Origin of the sequence: Vreelandella songnenensis (assembly GCF_003002925.1) — a bacterium.
In the GTDB taxonomy this organism is placed as follows: domain Bacteria; phylum Pseudomonadota; class Gammaproteobacteria; order Pseudomonadales; family Halomonadaceae; genus Vreelandella; species Vreelandella songnenensis.
Window position 1 is genome coordinate 1 of sequence record NZ_PVTK01000009.1, and the last position, 17,486, is coordinate 17,486.

General features: G+C 60.2%; 14 protein-coding genes. 5 read left to right on the plus strand and 9 right to left on the minus strand.

What is annotated here, in order from left to right:
• Window positions 1-421: 421 nt before the first annotated feature.
• Entirely contained in the window at window positions 422-1,279 is an 858-nt protein-coding gene (gene pssA, locus B0H98_RS13840) for a CDP-diacylglycerol--serine O-phosphatidyltransferase (protein WP_106375656.1), read from the minus strand.
• A gap of 337 nt (window positions 1,280-1,616) precedes the next feature.
• On the opposite strand from pssA, the gene ilvY reads away from it, so the two are divergent.
• Window positions 1,617-2,501 carry an HTH-type transcriptional activator IlvY gene (gene ilvY / locus B0H98_RS13845; protein ID WP_106375657.1) on the plus strand — a complete coding sequence of 295 codons (885 nt, stop codon included), beginning with the start codon at window positions 1,617-1,619 and terminating at the stop codon, window positions 2,499-2,501.
• Between the two features lie 89 nt (window positions 2,502-2,590).
• On the opposite strand, the gene ilvN is transcribed toward ilvY, so the two are convergent.
• The 5 genes from ilvN to rluD form a co-directional block, all read right to left on the minus strand.
• On the minus strand, window positions 2,591-3,082 hold the full coding sequence (gene ilvN, locus B0H98_RS13850) for an acetolactate synthase small subunit (protein ID WP_018918924.1): 492 nt from the start codon (window positions 3,080-3,082) through the stop codon (window positions 2,591-2,593).
• A complete protein-coding gene (locus B0H98_RS13855) occupies window positions 3,082-4,806 on the minus strand; it encodes an acetolactate synthase 3 large subunit (RefSeq protein ID WP_106375658.1) in 1,725 nt (574 codons plus the stop codon). Before B0H98_RS13855 ends, ilvN begins: the two co-directional genes overlap by 1 nt.
• A 451-nt stretch (window positions 4,807-5,257) precedes the next feature.
• Window positions 5,258-7,855 carry an ATP-dependent chaperone ClpB gene (gene clpB, locus B0H98_RS13860; protein WP_106375659.1) on the minus strand — a complete coding sequence of 866 codons (2,598 nt, stop codon included), beginning with the start codon at window positions 7,853-7,855 and terminating at the stop codon, window positions 5,258-5,260.
• A gap of 139 nt (window positions 7,856-7,994) precedes the next feature.
• Window positions 7,995-8,753 (minus strand): peptidoglycan editing factor PgeF, encoded by a 759-nt coding sequence (gene pgeF, locus B0H98_RS13865; protein ID WP_106375660.1) that lies wholly within the window; start codon window positions 8,751-8,753, stop codon window positions 7,995-7,997.
• Entirely contained in the window at window positions 8,750-9,709 is a 960-nt protein-coding gene (gene rluD / locus B0H98_RS13870; RefSeq protein WP_106375661.1) for a 23S rRNA pseudouridine(1911/1915/1917) synthase RluD, read from the minus strand. The genes pgeF and rluD overlap by 4 nt, the downstream gene beginning before the upstream one ends.
• A gap of 158 nt (window positions 9,710-9,867) precedes the next feature.
• Between rluD and B0H98_RS13875 the strand changes: the two genes are divergently transcribed.
• Both B0H98_RS13875 and B0H98_RS13880 read left to right on the plus strand, forming a co-directional pair.
• Window positions 9,868-10,674 (plus strand): outer membrane protein assembly factor BamD, encoded by an 807-nt coding sequence (locus B0H98_RS13875; RefSeq protein ID WP_106375662.1) that lies wholly within the window; start codon window positions 9,868-9,870, stop codon window positions 10,672-10,674.
• Between the two features lie 201 nt (window positions 10,675-10,875).
• Window positions 10,876-12,585 carry a methyl-accepting chemotaxis protein gene (locus tag B0H98_RS13880; RefSeq protein WP_106375663.1) on the plus strand — a complete coding sequence of 570 codons (1,710 nt, stop codon included), beginning with the start codon at window positions 10,876-10,878 and terminating at the stop codon, window positions 12,583-12,585.
• Window positions 12,586-12,655: 70 nt separating this feature from the next.
• On the opposite strand, the gene B0H98_RS13885 is transcribed toward B0H98_RS13880, so the two are convergent.
• Window positions 12,656-14,290 (minus strand): NAD+ synthase, encoded by a 1,635-nt coding sequence (locus B0H98_RS13885; RefSeq protein ID WP_106375664.1) that lies wholly within the window; start codon window positions 14,288-14,290, stop codon window positions 12,656-12,658.
• Window positions 14,291-14,420: 130 nt separating this feature from the next.
• Here B0H98_RS13885 and B0H98_RS13890 point away from each other — a divergent pair, with 130 nt between their 5' ends.
• A complete protein-coding gene (locus tag B0H98_RS13890; protein WP_106375665.1) occupies window positions 14,421-14,693 on the plus strand; it encodes a PP0621 family protein in 273 nt (90 codons plus the stop codon).
• A 10-nt stretch (window positions 14,694-14,703) separates the two neighbouring features.
• Here B0H98_RS13890 and thiO read toward each other — a convergent pair whose 3' ends face one another.
• Window positions 14,704-15,810, minus strand: a complete 1,107-nt coding sequence (gene thiO / locus B0H98_RS13895) for a glycine oxidase ThiO (protein WP_106375666.1) — start codon at window positions 15,808-15,810, stop codon at window positions 14,704-14,706.
• 101 nt (window positions 15,811-15,911) lie between these two features.
• Between thiO and B0H98_RS13900 the strand changes: the two genes are divergently transcribed.
• Window positions 15,912-16,439, plus strand: coding sequence for a GspH/FimT family pseudopilin (locus tag B0H98_RS13900; RefSeq protein ID WP_106375667.1), 528 nt, complete (start codon window positions 15,912-15,914; stop codon window positions 16,437-16,439).
• 7 nt (window positions 16,440-16,446) lie between these two features.
• Here B0H98_RS13900 and trxB read toward each other — a convergent pair whose 3' ends face one another.
• The gene (gene trxB / locus B0H98_RS13905) at window positions 16,447-17,418 is read right to left on the minus strand and encodes a thioredoxin-disulfide reductase (RefSeq protein ID WP_106375668.1); all 972 of its coding nucleotides are present in this window, start codon (window positions 17,416-17,418) and stop codon (window positions 16,447-16,449) included.
• Between the last annotated feature and the right edge of the window lie 68 nt (window positions 17,419-17,486).

Sequence of the window (17,486 nt, forward strand, 5' to 3'; positions counted from 1 at the left end):
AACAAAAGCGGATCAAACTTGGCTCAAGGTTCAAACGAATTATACTGTGATACTCCGAAGAGTATCGCTGTGTTCGTCTGCCTTGATATTTGGTGACTTGTCACCCTCATCGGCAAACGCCCACATGAATTACCTGATCAAATTGTTAAAGAGCGGTTTCGCTTGAAGAAAGTATCGACTCGATGACCGGAGCCGCTTGCCTCAGCGAGGAAGGCGTATTCTACGCATTTCCTGGTGTTTGTCAAGGGCGTTGTTTTCGATGTAAAACCTGCCACATCCAAAACCGCTAACTACCTGACAAACCGAAGGTTTTCACCTTCGTGCACCGCTGGTAACGCTTGGCGTCCCCGGCAGCGGATGCGTACTTTACGGATTCGCCGCCGGTTGTGCAAGGCCTTTTTGCAAACAGGCTGAAAAAGTTTCAGTTCTTCGGCTTGGCCTTACGCATGGCTGCATAGACGGGGCCTGAAAGCACATAGGCACCAAACAGCAAAAGCAGCATTACAGACGGCTCAACCGAGATCATGACGAAACCGAGCACCACCGCCAGCAGCACAACAAAGGGTACGGGCTTCTTGAAGTCGAGATCCTTGAAGCTGTAGTAGCGGATATTGCTGACCATCAGAATGCCCGCGGCGGCCACGACGACCAGCATCAACAGTTTGAAGCCAAACGCATCGGCATCGAAGCTGTGAAAGGTCCATACACTGGCCGCAACCAGTGCCGCTGCTGAAGGGCTGGGCAGGCCGATAAACCACTTCTTGTCGGTACTGCCGATCTGTACATTGAAACGCGCCAACCTGAGCGCGGCGCAGGCCACATATAGAAACGCCACCACCCAGCCGGTCTTGCCGATATCCTGAAGTATCCAGGTAAAGGCGACCAACGCCGGGGCCATGCCAAAGGAAATCATGTCGGCCAGGCTATCGTACTCGGCACCAAAGGCGCTTTGGGTATTGGTCATGCGCGCCACGCGTCCATCCAGACCATCAAGCACCATGGCAATAAAGATAGCGACCGTGGCCGAGGTAAACTCGCCATTGATACCCGCTACAACGGCAAAGAAACCTGAAAACAGTGCCGATGTCGTAAACAGGTTAGGCAGCAGGTAAATTCCTTTACGTCGAATCTTCTTGCCATCTTCCAGGGCTTCTTCGACGACTTCTGTATCACGTAAGAAAGCAGCCGCCAGATCCTCGTTACCGACTTCATGATGGCCGTCGTTAGTTTCCGGCAAGGAAGGTTTGGCGTGCTCTTGATCGCGAGCGTCCTGAGTCATAGATGTCATCCGTTTGATATAGAGTCACACATAGTGAACACTTTCATTCTACACGGTGAGTCTTGCTCAGCCAGTCAATTGCATCAGGAAGCGTAAATTGAATACCGCTGGCAGCACATAAACAAACGGGGCGCGCCAAAGCGCACCCCGTCGAGCTACATAGATATTTTATTGTTATTAAGTTGATTCGTTGCAAAGCGTGTCAGCGCTGATGGCCACCTGCGCCGTCTCATGCAGCGTTAGGTAAGGCGTAAAGCCACTTTACGCCAGGAGCCACTTTGCGTAAAACGCCATATTTGCAATACACTGTTTCATCATATGAAATGACGATACTTGCATGGATTTTCGCCTACTCAAACATTTTGTGGTGCTTTCCGATACGCTGCACTTTGGGCGTGCCAGCGAGCTTTGTCACGTCAGCCCTTCGACCCTGAGCCGCTCGATCCAACAGTTGGAGAGCGAGCTTTCCACCCTGTTGTTCGAGCGTGACAACCGCCACGTAACGTTGACAGCCCACGGCCTTGGCTTTCAGCACTATGCCCGCGAGACGCTGGAACAGTGGGAGATGACCAAGCGCCGCCTGGCCAATACCGCACAGCTTAGTGGCGAAATCAGCATCTACTGCTCGGTAACGGCAAGCTACAGCTTTCTCTACGAGCTATTGAGCGATGTGCGTACGCGCCATCCGGGTATCGAGCTGAAACTGCATACCGGCGACCCCGCCGATGCCATGAAAAGAGTGATGGAGGGCGACGATGACATGGCCATCACGCCGCGCCCACGCATTCCCCCCAACGCCCTGGCGTTTAAATCGCTCACCCGCTCGCCGCTGGTCTTCATCGCCCCCACAGAGCCCTGCGAATGGCTGCCCGCCAGCCCCGAGAGCTCGACCGCCGGGCAGTGGCAGCAAGTGCCCATGATTCTTTCTGAAGCGGGATTATCGCGGGAACACGCCAATACCTGGTTCAAGGCGCTGGGTGTGAGCCCGCGTATCTATGCCCAGGTTGCGGGTCACGAGGCTATCGTGAGCATGGTGGGGTTGAGCTTTGGCGTAGGCGTGGTGCCTAAAATCGTGCTGGACAACAGTCCGCTCGCCAACCGGGTCAGAGTATTGAACGTGAAGCCCGAACTCCCCCACTACGATGTCGGCCTGTGCGTTCTCAATCGGCGGCTGAAAAATCCGATTATCGATGCGCTGTGGACGGCGATTAGCGAGCGCTGAGCCAAACCCGGAAAAGAAAGCCATAAAAAAAGCGCCACCTCAAAGAGGCAGCGCCTTAAGTACTCACTCAATAAAAACCCACGGATGGCTTAGAGCGAAAGCACCTTATCTCCCCGCGCGATGCCAGACACCCCGGTACGCGCCACTTCAAGTATCCCTACCGGCGCCATGGCCTGCAGGAAAGCGTCGAGCTTGGCGGCGTCGCCGGTAATCTGCACCGTGTAGAGGCTTGGCGTCACGTCGACGATCTGCGCGCGGAAGATATCCACGGTGCGCTTCACCTCGTCGCGGGCCGCGCCCAGCGCCTTGACCTTCACCAGCATCAGCTCGCGCTCGATGTGGTTGCCCTCGGTAAGATCGACCAGCTTGACCACATCGATCAGCTTGTTGAGATGCTTGGTGATCTGCTCGATCACCCGGTCATCGCCTACCGTGGTCACCGTCAGCCGCGAAAGCGACGGGTCTTCGGTGGGCGCCACGTTCAGCGTTTCGATGTTGAAATTGCGCTGAGAAAACAGTCCGACCACACGCGACAGCGCACCCGGTTCGTTTTCCAACAGAATCGAGATGATATGTCGCATCAGGTACGCTCCGTTTTAGACAGCAGCATGTCGCGCATGGAGCCAAGCGGCACCTGCATCGGGTAGACGTGCTCAAAGGGATCAACCTTCACGTCGAGGAACACAAGCTCGTGCTTGTCGGCAAACGCGCGCTCAAGCGCGGGTTCGAGTTCCTCTTTCGTAGTGACGGTAATGGCGGTAAATCCGTACGCCTCGATCAGCAGATGGAAATCCGGCAGCGACTCCATATAGGAGTGCGCGTGGCGCGACTTGTAGTTCAAGTCCTGCCACTGGCGCACCATACCCAGCGATGCGTTGTTGAGGTTGAGGATCTTGACGCCCACCCCGTACTGCTTACAGGTCGACAGCTCCTGCATCATCATCTGGAAGCTGCCCTCACCGGTCACGCACACTACATCGTCGTCCGGGAAGTTCTGCTTGATGCCCATGGCGGCCGGGAAGCCAAAGCCCATGGTGCCAAGCCCGCCAGAGGTAATCAGACGATTGGGCTTGTCGAACTTGTAGTACTGCGCGGCAAACATCTGGTGCTGGCCGACATCCGTGGTCACGTACGCTTCACCGCGGGTGATGCGACACAGCGCTTCGACCACTTCCTGAGACTTCAACGCCTCGCCGGGCTTGGAAGGCTCATACAGCTTGCCGTGACGCTCGGCGCGCCAGCCGTCGATTTTTTCCCACCACTCTTTCAGCGCTTCAGGATGCGTGATCGGTTGCCCCTGCACCAGGCTGATCATCTCGCTGATGACGCTGTCCGCCGGGCCCACGATGGGCACATCAGCACGCACCGTCTTGGAGATCGAGCTTGGGTCCACGTCCACGTGAATGATCTTGGCCGTGGGGCAGAACTTGGACGTGTTGTTGGTCACACGATCGTCAAAGCGCGCGCCAATGGCAATGATCAGATCCGCATGGTGCATGGCCATGTTGGATTCAAAAGAGCCGTGCATGCCAAGCCAGCCAAGGCTCTGCTGGTCGCTTTGCGGGTAGGCACCAATGCCCATCAAGGTAGTGGTAATCGGGAAGCCCAGCTTCTTGACCAGATCGGTCAAGCCTTCGCTGGCCTTGCCGGTCACCACGCCACCGCCGGTATAGAACACCGGGCGCTTGGCCTTGAGCATCAGCTCGACGGCTTTCTTGATCTGCCCGGTATGACCACGCGTCACCGGGTTGTAGGAGCGCAGCTTGACCTTTTTCGGGTAGATGTACTCGTAGCGCTCGGTGGGGGCGGTCATGTCCTTGGGGATATCCACGACCACCGGGCCAGGACGGCCGGTAGACGCAAGGTAGAACGCCTTCTTGAGCACTTCAGGAATTTCTGACGGATGACGAATCGAGAAGCTGTGCTTCACGATCGGGCGCGTCACGCCCACGATATCGGTTTCCTGGAAGGCATCTTCACCGATCAGATGACTCATTACCTGGCCGCACAGCACGACCATGGGAATGGAGTCCATGTAGGCAGTGGCAATGCCGGTAACCGCATTGGTAGCGCCAGGACCGGAAGTCACCAGCACGACGCCGGGCTTGCCCGAAGCGCGGGCGTAGCCGTCAGCGGCGTGGGTGGCGGCCTGTTCGTGGCGAACCAGGATGTGTTTTACCTTGTCCTGACGGAAGAGCGCGTCATAGATATGCAGCGCTGCGCCGCCGGGGTAACCATAAATGTATTCGACGCCCTCATCTTGCAAGAAGCGGGCAATCATATCTGCGCCGGAAAGCAGTTCCACTGTGTTTCTCCCCTGGAGGTCTCGAGTGCGATCCGCAGGACATCCTGCGGTGTCGAGTGCGGCGGTATGCCGCTGCCGGCCCATGCCGGCACCTGATGCCAAACCCTGGCATACGGCCCGGTTAGGGCCTGCACTCTCTGAGAGCACCGGCTCATGTTGATATGAGCCGGCAACTCCCTATCACGGCGGATTGCCGCGTCGGGGCGTTGGCCAGGTCGAGCGGTTAGCCCAAGCCCGGAAGTCCTTCGGCGGGTAAAGGCGCTTGCCTACCCTTCGCGCGGTAAATAGGGGTTACCCGTCAGGTCCGCGCCCGCAAATCAGGAACTGTTAAGATTCCATTAGCATCCAAGCATGTCAACCTCCAATGCCCCATGAAGGGGCAAAGCCTGGGCATAAGCGCAAAAAAAGCCCCGCTGGCGAGGCCAAGCGGGGCGTATCGAGTCATAAAAGCTTATGCAGTAAACACAAGCTTGCCCTCTTCAGCGCTGATATGAATGGTATCGCCCGGCAGGAACTTGCCGGCCAGCAGGTCCTGGGCCAGCGGGTTTTCGATGCGGCTTTGAATGGCCCTCTTGAGCGGACGCGCGCCGTATACCGGGTCAAACCCCACCACCGCCAGCTGGGCCATGGCATCGTCGCTGATCTCAAGGCTCAGGCTGTGCTCGGCCAGACGAGCCTTCAGGCGCTGGAGCTGAATACCGGCAATCGCCTGAATCTGCTCCTGGCCCAGCGCGTGGAAGACCACCACTTCATCGATGCGGTTGATCAGCTCCGGGCGGAAGTGGTTACCCACCACCTCCATCACCGCATTTTTCATCAGCTCGTAGTCGCTGTCCTGATCATCGCTGGAGTTACCGCCCATGCGCTGAATGATGTCCGACCCCATATTGGAGGTCATCACGATCACGGTATTACGAAAATCCACCGTGCGGCCCTGGCCATCGGTCAAGCGGCCATCTTCCAGCACCTGCAGCAAGATGTTGAACACATCCGGATGCGCCTTTTCCACCTCATCGAGCAGCAGCACCGAATAAGGCTTGCGGCGCACCGCTTCGGTCAGGTAGCCGCCCTCTTCATAGCCCACGTAGCCCGGGGGGGCACCGATCAGCCGCGCCACGGAGTGTTTTTCCATGAACTCCGACATGTCGATACGCACCATCGCATCAATGGTATCGAACAGGAAGTTGGCCAGCGACTTGCAAAGCTCGGTCTTGCCCACCCCGGTGGGGCCGAGGAACAGGAACGAGCCGTTGGGCCGGTTAGGGTCGGAAAGCCCGGCCCGCGAGCGGCGTACGGCGTTGGCCACCGCTTCCACCGCCTCGTTCTGGCCAATCACCCGCTGGTGCAGCGCCTCTTCCATGCGCAGGAGCTTGTCGCGCTCGCCTTCCAGCATCTTGGATACCGGAATGCCGGTCCAGCGCGAGACCACTTCGGCGATCTCTTCTTCGGTGACGTTGGAGCGCAGCAGCTGGTGGCTGGCGGTATCCGCCTCGCCTTCGCCGCTTTCCGCAATCTTCTTCTCGAGCTCGGGAATCTTGCCGTACTGAATTTCCGACATGCGCCCCAGGTCGCCCTGGCGGCGGGCCTGCTCCAGATCGATCCGCGCCTGCTCAAGCTCCGCCTTGAACTGCGCTGAGCCCTGAATGCTGGCCTTCTCTGCCTTCCATATCTCGTCGAGATCGGCGTACTCGCGCTCCAGCTCATGAATTTGATTGCTGAGCGCCTCAAGGCGTTTTTTGGTCGCCTCGTCGGTCTCCTTCTTGAGCGCCTCGCGCTCCATCTTGAGCTGAATCAAGCGGCGGTCGAGGCGGTCCATGGATTCAGGCTTGGAATCGAGCTCCATGCGAATCCGCGAAGCCGCCTCGTCGATCAGGTCAATCGCCTTGTCCGGCAACTGGCGGTCGGTGATGTAGCGGGTGGAGAGCTTCGCCGCAGCAATGATCGCCGAGTCGGTGATATCCACTCCGTGGTGCACCTCGTAGCGCTCCTTGAGGCCGCGCAGGATGGCCACGGTATCCTCTTCACTGGGCTCATCGACCAGCACCTTCTGGAAGCGGCGCTCGAGCGCCGCATCCTTCTCGATGTACTTGCGGTACTCGTCCAACGTGGTGGCGCCCACGCAGTGCAGCTCGCCGCGCGCAAGCGCCGGCTTGAGCATATTGCCCGCGTCCATGGCGCCTTCGGCCTTGCCGGCGCCCACCATGGTGTGCAGCTCGTCGATGAACAGGATGACTCGCCCTTCTTCCTGGGAGAGTTCCTTGAGTACCGATTTCAGGCGCTCCTCGAACTCGCCACGGAACTTGGCGCCGGCCAGCAGCGAGCCCATGTCCAGCGAGAGCACGCGCTTGTCTTTCAGACCTTCGGGCACTTCCCCGTTCACGATGCGCTGGGCCAGGCCCTCCACGATGGCAGTCTTGCCCACACCCGGCTCGCCGATCAGCACCGGGTTGTTCTTGGTACGCCGCTGGAGCACCTGAATAGTGCGGCGAATCTCGTCGTCGCGGCCAATGACCGGGTCGAGCTTGCCGTCCAGCGCCCGCTGGGTGAGATCAAGCGTGTACTTGTTGAGCGCCTCGCGCTGGTCTTCGGCGTTGGCGTCGTCCACCGTCGCGCCGCCGCGCAGGCTGTTGATGGCCGCTTCGAGGCTTTTACGGCCAAGTCCTGCACCTTTCAGCAGTTTGCTTACCGCGCCGTTCATTTCAAGCGCGGCCAGCAGCACAAGCTCACTGGCGACAAACTGGTCGCCACGCTTTTGCGCTTCGCGGTCGGTCAGGTTGAACAGCTTGATGAAATCCCGCGAGGGCTGCACTTCGCCGTCGAACTGGCTCACCTTGGGCAAGTTGTCGAGCTCTTGTACCAGCGCTTCGCGCAAGCGTGTGCTGCTGCCTTCGGCCTTTTCGATCAACGCCTTGATGCCCGTGTCTCGGGTATCCAGCAGCGCCAGCAGAAGATGAGAGGGTTCCAGCTGATGATGGCCGCGGCCAACGGCCAGGGATTGTGCTTCGGCGATGGCCGCCTGAAGCTTGGCAGTAAACTTGTCAAAACGCATAGCGCTCCTCCTGGGGTAGCCCTGCGTTCGGACGCACGGCGTGGCCCAATAAAGTCGTTTAACGTGCTAATGACGATTAGCTTGACAGGTTAAATGGCGCCGTTTTGCCGATTTTCAAGAGGTGAAGCGCTTATCCCGACTAATGCTTGATCCAGATCACGCTGGCCATGCGGCCGGTCTTGCCGCCATCGCGCCGGTAGGAGTAAAAGCGCGACTCGCAGGCGGTGCAGAAGTGTCCGCCGCTGATGTTCTCGATACCCAGCGCTTCCAGACGAAACCGCGCCAGCCGGTAAAGGTCGGCCATGTAGTGGCCCATGCGGTAGGGGCTATGATCAAACGCTTCGGCGGTTTCCGGGTGCACGGCCACAAAGGCGCCGTACACTTCAGGGCCTACTTCAAACTGGGCGTTGGAAATCGCCGGGCCCAGCCAGACCAGGATGTCATCGGGTTCGCAGTTCATGGCGGCCACGGCGGCTTCCAGCACACCACCCGCCAGGCCGCGCCAGCCGGCATGGGCCACGGCCACCTGGGTGCCGGCGCGGTTGCAGAACATCACCGGCAGGCAGTCGGCGGTCAGCACCACGCAGGCGTAATCGGCAGAGGTGGCCATCGCAGCGTCCGCCTCCGGCACATCCGCCTGGTAGCCCTGCTGTACCCGCGCCCCGTGGGTCTGGTTCAGCCATAAAAGCGGGCGCTCGTCGCCGATCTCCTTTTGCAGCAGACGGCGGCAAAGCGCGACATGGTCCGGGTTATCCCTGACGTGAGCGGCCGGGTTGAAGGCGGCAAATTCACCCTGGCTCGGGCCGGTTTCGCGTGTGGTAACAAAGGCACGCACACTGTCAGGCGCCGGCCAGTCAGGGATCAGTAGTGTCGGCCGTAAATCGATGGCATCACTCATTGCATGGTCTCGTTGTCTTCGCGCAGATAGTCCAACAACATTAGTAGATCATCGGGCAGGTCGGCATGAAACGTCATGGTTTCACCGCTTACCGGGTGCACAAAGCTCAACTTGCGGGCGTGCAGCGCCTGGCGCGGGAACTCACGCAGAATCTCCTTGAGCGGGCCGGCGGCACCCGGCGGAAGCTTGGCCCGGCCGCTGTAGAGCGGGTCGCCAATCAGCGGATAGCGGGCATGAGACATATGCACGCGAATCTGGTGGGTACGCCCGGTTTCCAGCTGGCAGCGCACGTGGGTGTGGGCGCGAAAGCGCTCGACCACCCGAAAGTGAGTCACGGCGGGCTTGCCCGAAGCGGTCACCGCCTGGCGCTTGCGATCCTTGGGATGGCGGCCAATCGGGGCATCGATAGTGCTGCCCGACACGGGCTTGCCGATCACCACCGCGTCGTACTGGCGTGAAACGCTGCGCGCCTGGAGCTGCTCGACCAGCACCGTTTGCGCCTGAATCGTCTTGGCCACCATCATCAGGCCGGTTGTGTCCTTGTCCAGACGGTGCACAATGCCCGCCCGAGGCACCTCGGCAAGCACCGGATGATGATAGAGCAGCGCATTGAGCAGCGTGCCGTCCCGGTTGCCCGCCGCTGGGTGAACCACCATGTTGGTAGGCTTGTTGATCACCATCACCGCGTCATCTTCATAGACGATGTCGAGCGGAATATCCTGAGCCTCAAAGCGCAGGTCTTCTTCGATGGTGGCGTTGAGCTCAAGCACTTCATGGCCGTGCAGCTTTACCCTGGGCTTGACCTTGACGCCATCCACGGTCAGTTCGCCGGCGTTGATCCATGCTTTCAGCCGTTCGCGGGAGTAATCGCTGAACAACTCGGCGGCGGCTTGGTCCAACCGCGCACCTGCAAGCGTCGCTGGCACACGCTGCGTGGCTTCAACTATCCGGGACATGACGTTACTTCCTTTGACGACACCCGACAAAACGTTGCTAAGCCTGCGTTTTGTGTCGAGGTGATTTATAGTGGGCTGATTGCGACCTATTCTACCATTTCTACTTATGGCCATCGTCGCTTTTCGGTGATTGAGGCTTGCTTGCAACGAGGATGATGATGCGCGTTTTTTCTGCTGCCAACCGCTTTGGTGCCCTTGCGTTGAGCCTTGCCCTTTTGGCAGGCTGCGCCAGTAACGACACGACCCCGGAAGAGGAAGACGAGTTTGCCGGCGTACAGGAGCGCGAACTCTACGAACTGGCGCGTACAGCGCTGGACAGCAACCGCTACCCCATTGCCATCGAGCGCTTAGAGGCGCTGGATACCCGCTACCCGTTTGGCCCCCACGCTGAACAGGCCCAACTGGAGCTGGTATACGCCTACTACGAAAACGGTGACTGGGAAGAAGCGCGTGCCGCCGCCAGCCGATTCATTCGCCTGCACCCGGACCACCCCCAGGCCGACTACGCCTACTACCTGCGCGGGCTTTCCGCCTGGCAGGCGGGCCGATTCAGCCTGGAGCGCCTGCGCCTGATCGATATTTCCAAGCGCGACCTGGGTGCCTCCCGCGATGCCTACAACGACTTCCGCGAGCTGATTCAGCGCTTCCCGCAGAGCGAATATGCCCCGGACGCCCAGCAGCGTATCGTCTACCTGCGCGACCTGCTGGCACGCCATGAGCTGCACGTGGCCGATTACTACCTGCGCCGCGGCGCCTACCTGGCCGCGGTCGAGCGTGGCCGTTGGGTGGTAGAGCACTACCCGGAGTCCAGCGCTACGCGCGATGCCCTGGCCACCATGATCGAAGGCTACCAGGGCCTGGGCATGGATGACCGTGCGGGCGAAGTGCTGGCCGTGCTGCGCGAAAACGCCCCGGACCACGAGCAGCTTCAAGGCGGGCGCTTCGTACCCAAGCATCTCGACTGATCTCGATATCGCGGCGTACGTAACGCCTGGTTTATCCAGCGCGCTACCTCTTCTGAAAACCACGCTTCGGCGTGGTTTTTTACTTTAGCGATATATAGCAAAAATTAATTGATACAATAATTGTACAAAAAATAGATAGCGTATTAGTATCCTGAACGCCTCCCAGTAAAAGCGTCTCCCCCCGCGCTCAAGGAACTGATTATGTCCACGTTAAACGCCCGATTTGCCGGCGCCAAGATAAGCACGCGCCTGATACTCGCCTTCTCTACCCTGCTGGCGCTATTGATTGCGCTGACGGCCGTCGGTATCTATCAGGTAAACCAGATTGACCGTGGGCTTACTGCCATCAACGATATCAATGGCGCCAAGCAGCGTTTCGCCGTAGACATGCGTGGCAGCGTGCACGACCGAGCCATCGCCCTGCGCGATATCGTCATGGCAAATGACAGCAGCCGCCAGAGCGCTCTGCGTGGCGATATTCAGCGCCTGCAGGATGATTACCAGACCGCCACGGCGGGCATGCAGGCAGTCATTGGTCAGTACTCGACAACGCCCAGCGAACAGAACCTGCGTGAGCGCATTGAAAGCCAGGCGGTGATTGCCCGCGACCTGACCCGGCAGGTCATCGACGCCCACGATACAGGCCCTGATGGCCTTGACCGGACGCTGATGCTCGACCAGGCAGGGCCGGCCTATAGTGAATGGCTGAGCCGCATCAATCAGTTCATTGACCTGCAAGGCCAGATCAACGACGCCAGTACGGCTGAAGCGCGCGCAACCGCATCAGGCTTTCAGATGCTGATGCTCGGTTTGACGCTGTTTGCACTAGTGGTAGGCGGCGTAATTGCGATGTTTCTCTCCCGTCAGCTACTGCGCGAGCTGGGAGCCGAGCCGCATGAGGTCAAAGCGTTTGCCGAGGCTATCGGCCGAGGCGAGCTGACCACGAAGGGGCAGCTCAAAAAAGGCGACACGCGCAGCATCATGGCGTCTCAGGTCGCCATGGCCCAGCAGCTGCAAACTATCGTTACCCAGGTACGCGCGTCGGCTGAGGCCGTGGCGTCCAATAGCGAGCAGATTGCCGAGGGCAACAACGACCTGTCGGCGCGCACCGAACAGCAGGCCAGCGCCCTGGCGGAAACCGCCTCTGCCATGGAGGAGCTCAACAGTACGGTAAAACTCAATGCGGAGAACTCGGTGCAGGCGAGTCAGGAGGCACAGAGCGCATCGCACATCGCCACCAAAGGCGGTAATGCGGTGCATCAGGTCGTGGATACCATGAACGAGCTGAACCAGAGCTCCCAGGAAATCGCGGGCATTACCTCGACCATCGACTCCATTGCCTTCCAGACCAACATTCTGGCGCTTAACGCCTCCGTCGAGGCCGCACGCGCCGGCGAGCACGGCCGCGGCTTCGCTGTGGTGGCCGAAGAGGTGCGCAACCTTGCCCAGCGCAGCGCGGAAGCCGCGCGGGAAATCAATCAGCTGATCGCCAGCAACCTGGAGCGCGTCAAGCACGGCAACCAGCGTGCCGAAGAGGCAAGCAGATCCACCGAAGAGATCGTGGCGGCCATTGATCGCGTGACCACCATCATGCAGGAGATCAGCAACGCCAGCGCCGAACAGAGTGCCGGTGTACAGGAAATCGGCCAGGCCGTGACCGAAATGGATCAGGTGACCCAGCAGAACGCGGCACTGGTGGGGCAAAGCGCCAAATCTGCGTCAAACCTGCGCCACAATGCCCGTCAGCTTCTGCAAATGATGGAAGCCTTCAAACTTCCTCAAGCGACGCAAAGCTCTGTTCAACCGGCGACTCAACACCCAGCGCCCGCCACCGCCACCGCGCCTGCTGCCCGCCAGCCGGCGCTGAGCCCTGCCCAGCGCCAGCCGGAACCCGAGTGGGAAAGCTTCTGACCCGTTGCTGCCGCAATAACAAAAAGGCTCCTGACATCAGGAGCCTTTTGCGTTGGGCATGGCGAACGTGCTATTCGCCGGGCTGCCAGCCGTTGACGATCGGGTAGCGCCGGTCGCGCCCGAAACCGCGTGGCGTTACCCGCACACCTACCGGCGCCTGGCGACGCTTGTATTCGCAGCGGTCGACCAGCTTGACCACCTTGTAGACATCTTCTTCGTCAAAACCGGCCGCAATAATCGCCTCAGCGCTCATATCGCCTTCGATATAGCTCAACAGGATGGCGTCCAGCACGTCGTAATCCGGCAAGGAGTCGCTATCCTGCTGGCCGGGCGCCAGTTCGGCGCTTGGCGGACGCTCGATTACCCGCTCGGGAATTGCCGGCGACTGCGTATTGCGCCAGCGGGCCAGCCGATATACCCAGGTCTTGTAGACATCCTTGAGAGCATTGTAACCACCCACCATGTCGCCGTAGAGCGTGGCGTAGCCCACCGCCATTTCGCTCTTGTTGCCCGTCGTCAGTACCATCAGGCCCTTCTTGTTGGACAGCGCCATCAGCAGCACACCACGACACCGCGACTGCAGGTTCTCCTCGGTGGTATCACGCGCGGTGCCGGCAAAGCTTTCCGACAGCGTGGCCATGAACGCCTCCACCATGGGTTCGATGGGCATCACTTCGTAATGTACGCCGAGCATCTCGGCCTGCTGGGCGGCATCCTGCCGGGAGATATCAGCGGTATAGTGATACGGCATCATCACCGCCTGCACCCGCTGCGGGCCCAGAGCGTCCACGGCAATCGCCAGGGAAAGCGCCGAGTCGATGCCTCCGGAAAGCCCCAGCACCACGCCTTCAAAACCGCTCTTGTTGACGTAGTCGCGCACGCCGGTCACCAGCGCGCAGTAGAGGCTCTCTTCGGGGTCCACGTCCGGTTCGATCTCGCCAGCCTGAGGCTCCCAGACGTTCGCGCTGGTCTGCAACAGCTGCACCGGCATCAGCCCCGCCTGCCAGTAGGGTGCCAATACCTTGAGCTGCCCCTTGGCATCCACGCATTTGGAACCGCCGTCAAACACCAGCTCGTCCTGCCCGCCGATGGTATTCACGTACACGATCGGACGGTCCACCTCTTGAGCGCGCTGTTCCAGAAGCCGCAGGCGCTCGCCGGGCTTGTTCTGATGGTAGGGCGAGGCGTTGAGGCTGATCAGCACTTCGGCGCCGGCGGCCTTGGCCGCCTTGACCGGCGCGCCTTCCCACAGGTCTTCGCAGATCAAAAGCCCAAGGCGGGCGCCCTTGTGCTCGTACACCAAGGGTTCGGTGCCCGAAGTGAAGTAGCGCTGCTCGTCGAACACCTGGTAGTTGGGCAGGGCCTGTTTGGCGTACTCGGCCTCCCACTGACCGTTGTAAAGCACCCCCGCCAGGTTGTAGCGCTTGCCTTCGCGCACGCCCGGATAGCCAATGATCACCAGGACATCACGGGCGACCTTTTCGGCCATTTTCGCCCGCGCTTCGCGCAGACGCGTTTCCATGGAGGCACGCAGCAATAGATCTTCCGGCGGATACCCGGAGAGAAACAGCTCAGGGAAGATAACGATATCCGCCCCATGCTCAATGCGCGCTTCGCGCACGGCTTCGATAGCGCGCGCCGCATTGCCGGGAATATCCCCGACAAGCGGGTCAAGTTGGGCCATTACCAGCGTTAAATCTTGCATGGGCGTTAAAATCTCTTGAGAATCTTGAACATTGTCACCTGCATCAATGCATTGTCCCGCAAGGGCCGCCCGCTGGCAAAGCCTGCACCGCATTGAACGCTTTCATCTCCGTACCGGAGGGCCTACAAGGATGAACCTTTTGATCATTCGTCTGATTATTTTTGCCGTGGTGTTTTACGCGGGCCTGAAACTCTACAGCATGTACCGCCAGCACAAACTGGCCCGCGACGCCGAACACCAGGCGTTGAACCGCCATGACGGCGGCCAGATGGTGCGCTGCCGCTGGTGCGAGGTGCACGTGCCGGAAACCGAAGCGCTGCGCGACCACGAACAGTGGTTCTGCTCAAGCGCCCACCGCGACCGCTTTGCTCAGGAGCAAGCGGACAAGAACGGCGGCGTCTAGGCGTGGCTCATTAACCGGACTGGTTCAGCCTTTCAGACGTAGGCAAGAACGGGGCGGGGTCGATCAGTGGCGTTCGCGCCAGCAGCTGATCGGCCAGCAAGTGCGTAGAGGCAGGCGCCAGCACCAGACCGTTGCGGTAGTGCCCGGCGTTGATAAACACGTTGGGCCTTTGTGGCAAGGCACCCATGAATGGAAGGCCCGCAGGCGACCCCGGACGCAGCCCCGCCCAGTGGTAGGCTACCGGGCACTTCTTGAGCGCAGGCACGATACGCTCGGCGCTCTGCTTTAAAGAGGCCAGCGCGGCGTCATCGGTGGTCTTGTCGAACCCGGTTTCTTCAAGGGTGGAGCCTACCAGCAGCAGGCCGTCGCTTCTGGGGATGACGTAACGGCCATCTTTCAATACCACGCGCTGCACCAGGCCCAACGGGGCTTGATAGGCAATCATCTGCCCTTTTACCGGGCGCACCGGCAGGCGCACCTCCAGCATGGCCAACAGCCTCGCCGTCCAGGCGCCGCCGCAGATGACGAGCCGCTCGGCTTCAAGTACTCCCTGCGCGGTATTCACGCCGGTAACCTGCGCGCCATGCTGACGAAAGCCCTGCACCTCGCACTGCTCGCGCAGCGTTACGTTGGGCATGGTTAACAGCTTGGCGCGCAGCGCCTGGCCAAGGCGTGGGTTGCGCACGCTGCCCAGCGTCGGCATCCATAGCGCGTTTTCATGGGTAATCGCCACGTCGGGCTCTTTCTGGCGCACGAAGTCGGCCGCCACGCGTACCAGTGGCTTGCCCATCTGGCGCGCCCAGCCAAGCGCACTTTCCTCGTCATCCACATTCAGGTACAAAAGACCTTTCTGGCGGTACTCGGGGTCGATACCGGTCTCTTCGAGCAGGCGCAGAGCCAGAGTCGGGTAGGCGCCTTCTGACCAGCGCGATAGCTGCGAGATAGGCTCGGCATAGCGCCAGGGGTAAAGCGGCGACACGATGCCGCCACCGGCCCAGGAAGCCTCTTTTCCGCAGATGCTGCGCTCCACCAGGATGACCTGCTGGCCGGCATCGGCTAGCTGCAGCGCGGTCATCATGCCGATGACACCGCCGCCAATAATTAGAACATCGCTCACTCGGGTTGCCTGCTCTGGCTGACTGGATAACCGGCCAAGGCCGGATGGGGACACAGAGGATAGCGAGCCGGCTGAACAGGTCAAGCAATCGGGAGCGTGTCATGCCCTACCCCACTAGCGTCAGATACCCGGCACCAGGATTCACCCTGCTGGAACTGCTGGTGGTGCTGGTGCTCATCGGCGTGCTGGCCGCCTGGGGCGTCCCCAGCTTCAATGCGCTGGGCGAGCGCACCGCCGTGACCAGCGAGATAAACCGGCTGCAGTCAGCGCTTTCGCTGGCGCGCAGCGCGGCGATCACCCACCGCGCGCCGACCACCCTATGCCCGGCCAACCGGGACCGCACGGCCTGTGCCAGCGACTGGAGTGGCGAGCTGATGCTGGTAAGTGCCGACAAGCTGCGTGGCATTGCGCAAGGCGAGATAGTGCGGGTATTTCCGGCAACCTTTGGGGTGAGCGTTGCCAAGAACGGCCATGACCGTATCAGGTACACCCCGCTTGGCCATGCCACGGGGTTCAACAGTACTTTTTCCATCTGCCCGGCCAGCCGCCAGACCAGCGCTCAAGGCGCCAGCCTGGTGCTCAGCACCCTGGGTCGGGCACGGGTGGAGGGCGCACCGAAGGGCTGCTAAGCCCTCGTTACTCGGTCGAAGCCTCAGGCCAGGCAATGCCGTCCAGGTAGCGCTCGGCATCCAGCGCGGCCATGCAGCCGCTGCCCGCCGAGGTAATCGCCTGACGGTAGATATGATCCATGACATCGCCACAGGCAAACACACCGGGCACGCTGGTCGCGGTGGCGTTGCCTTCAAGCCCGGAGTTCACCTTGATATAGCCATCGTTCATGCTCAGCTGGCCTTCGAAGATCCCCGTATTGGGGCTGTGGCCGATGGCGATAAACAGCCCCGGCGCGTGCAGCTCCTTGGTGCTGCCATCGCGGGTTGACTTCAAACGCACGCCGGTAACCCCGGTGTTATCACCCAGCACTTCGTCGATTTCCTGGAACCACTCGAGCGCCATGGTGCCCGCAGCCACTTTTTCAAACAGCCTGTCCTGTAGAATCTTCTCAGCGCGCAGCGTATCGCGGCGGTGCACCAGGGTTACCTTGGAGGCAATATTGGAGAGATACAGCGCTTCTTCCACCGCCGTATTTCCCCCGCCCACCACGATGACCTCCTGGTTGCGGTAGAAGAATCCATCGCAGGTCGCGCAGGCCGAAACACCCTGACCCATGAACTGCTGCTCGGTGGGCAGGCCGAGATAGCGGGCGCTGGCGCCGGTAGCCACGATCAGCGCATCACAGGTATAGGTCGCGCTGTCGCCTTTCAGGGTAAAGGGTTTTTCACCCAGGCTGACCTCGTTGATATGATCAAACAACACCTCGGTGTTAAAGCGCTCGGCATGAGCCTTCATGCGCTCCATCAGCTCCGGGCCCTGAACGCCCTCGGCATCGCCCGGCCAGTTATCGACGTCTGTCGTGGTGGTCAGCTGGCCACCCGCTTGCATTCCGGTAATCAGCAGCGGCTTCAGATTCGCCCGCGCTGCGTAAACGGCCGCTGTGTACCCCGCAGGGCCGGAACCAAGAATAATCAAACGTTCATGACGCGTTTCCATGACACCACCTTGTAAATGTCTAGCTGATAAAGTCGCACTAACGGACTATGCGTAACGGACTATGCGTA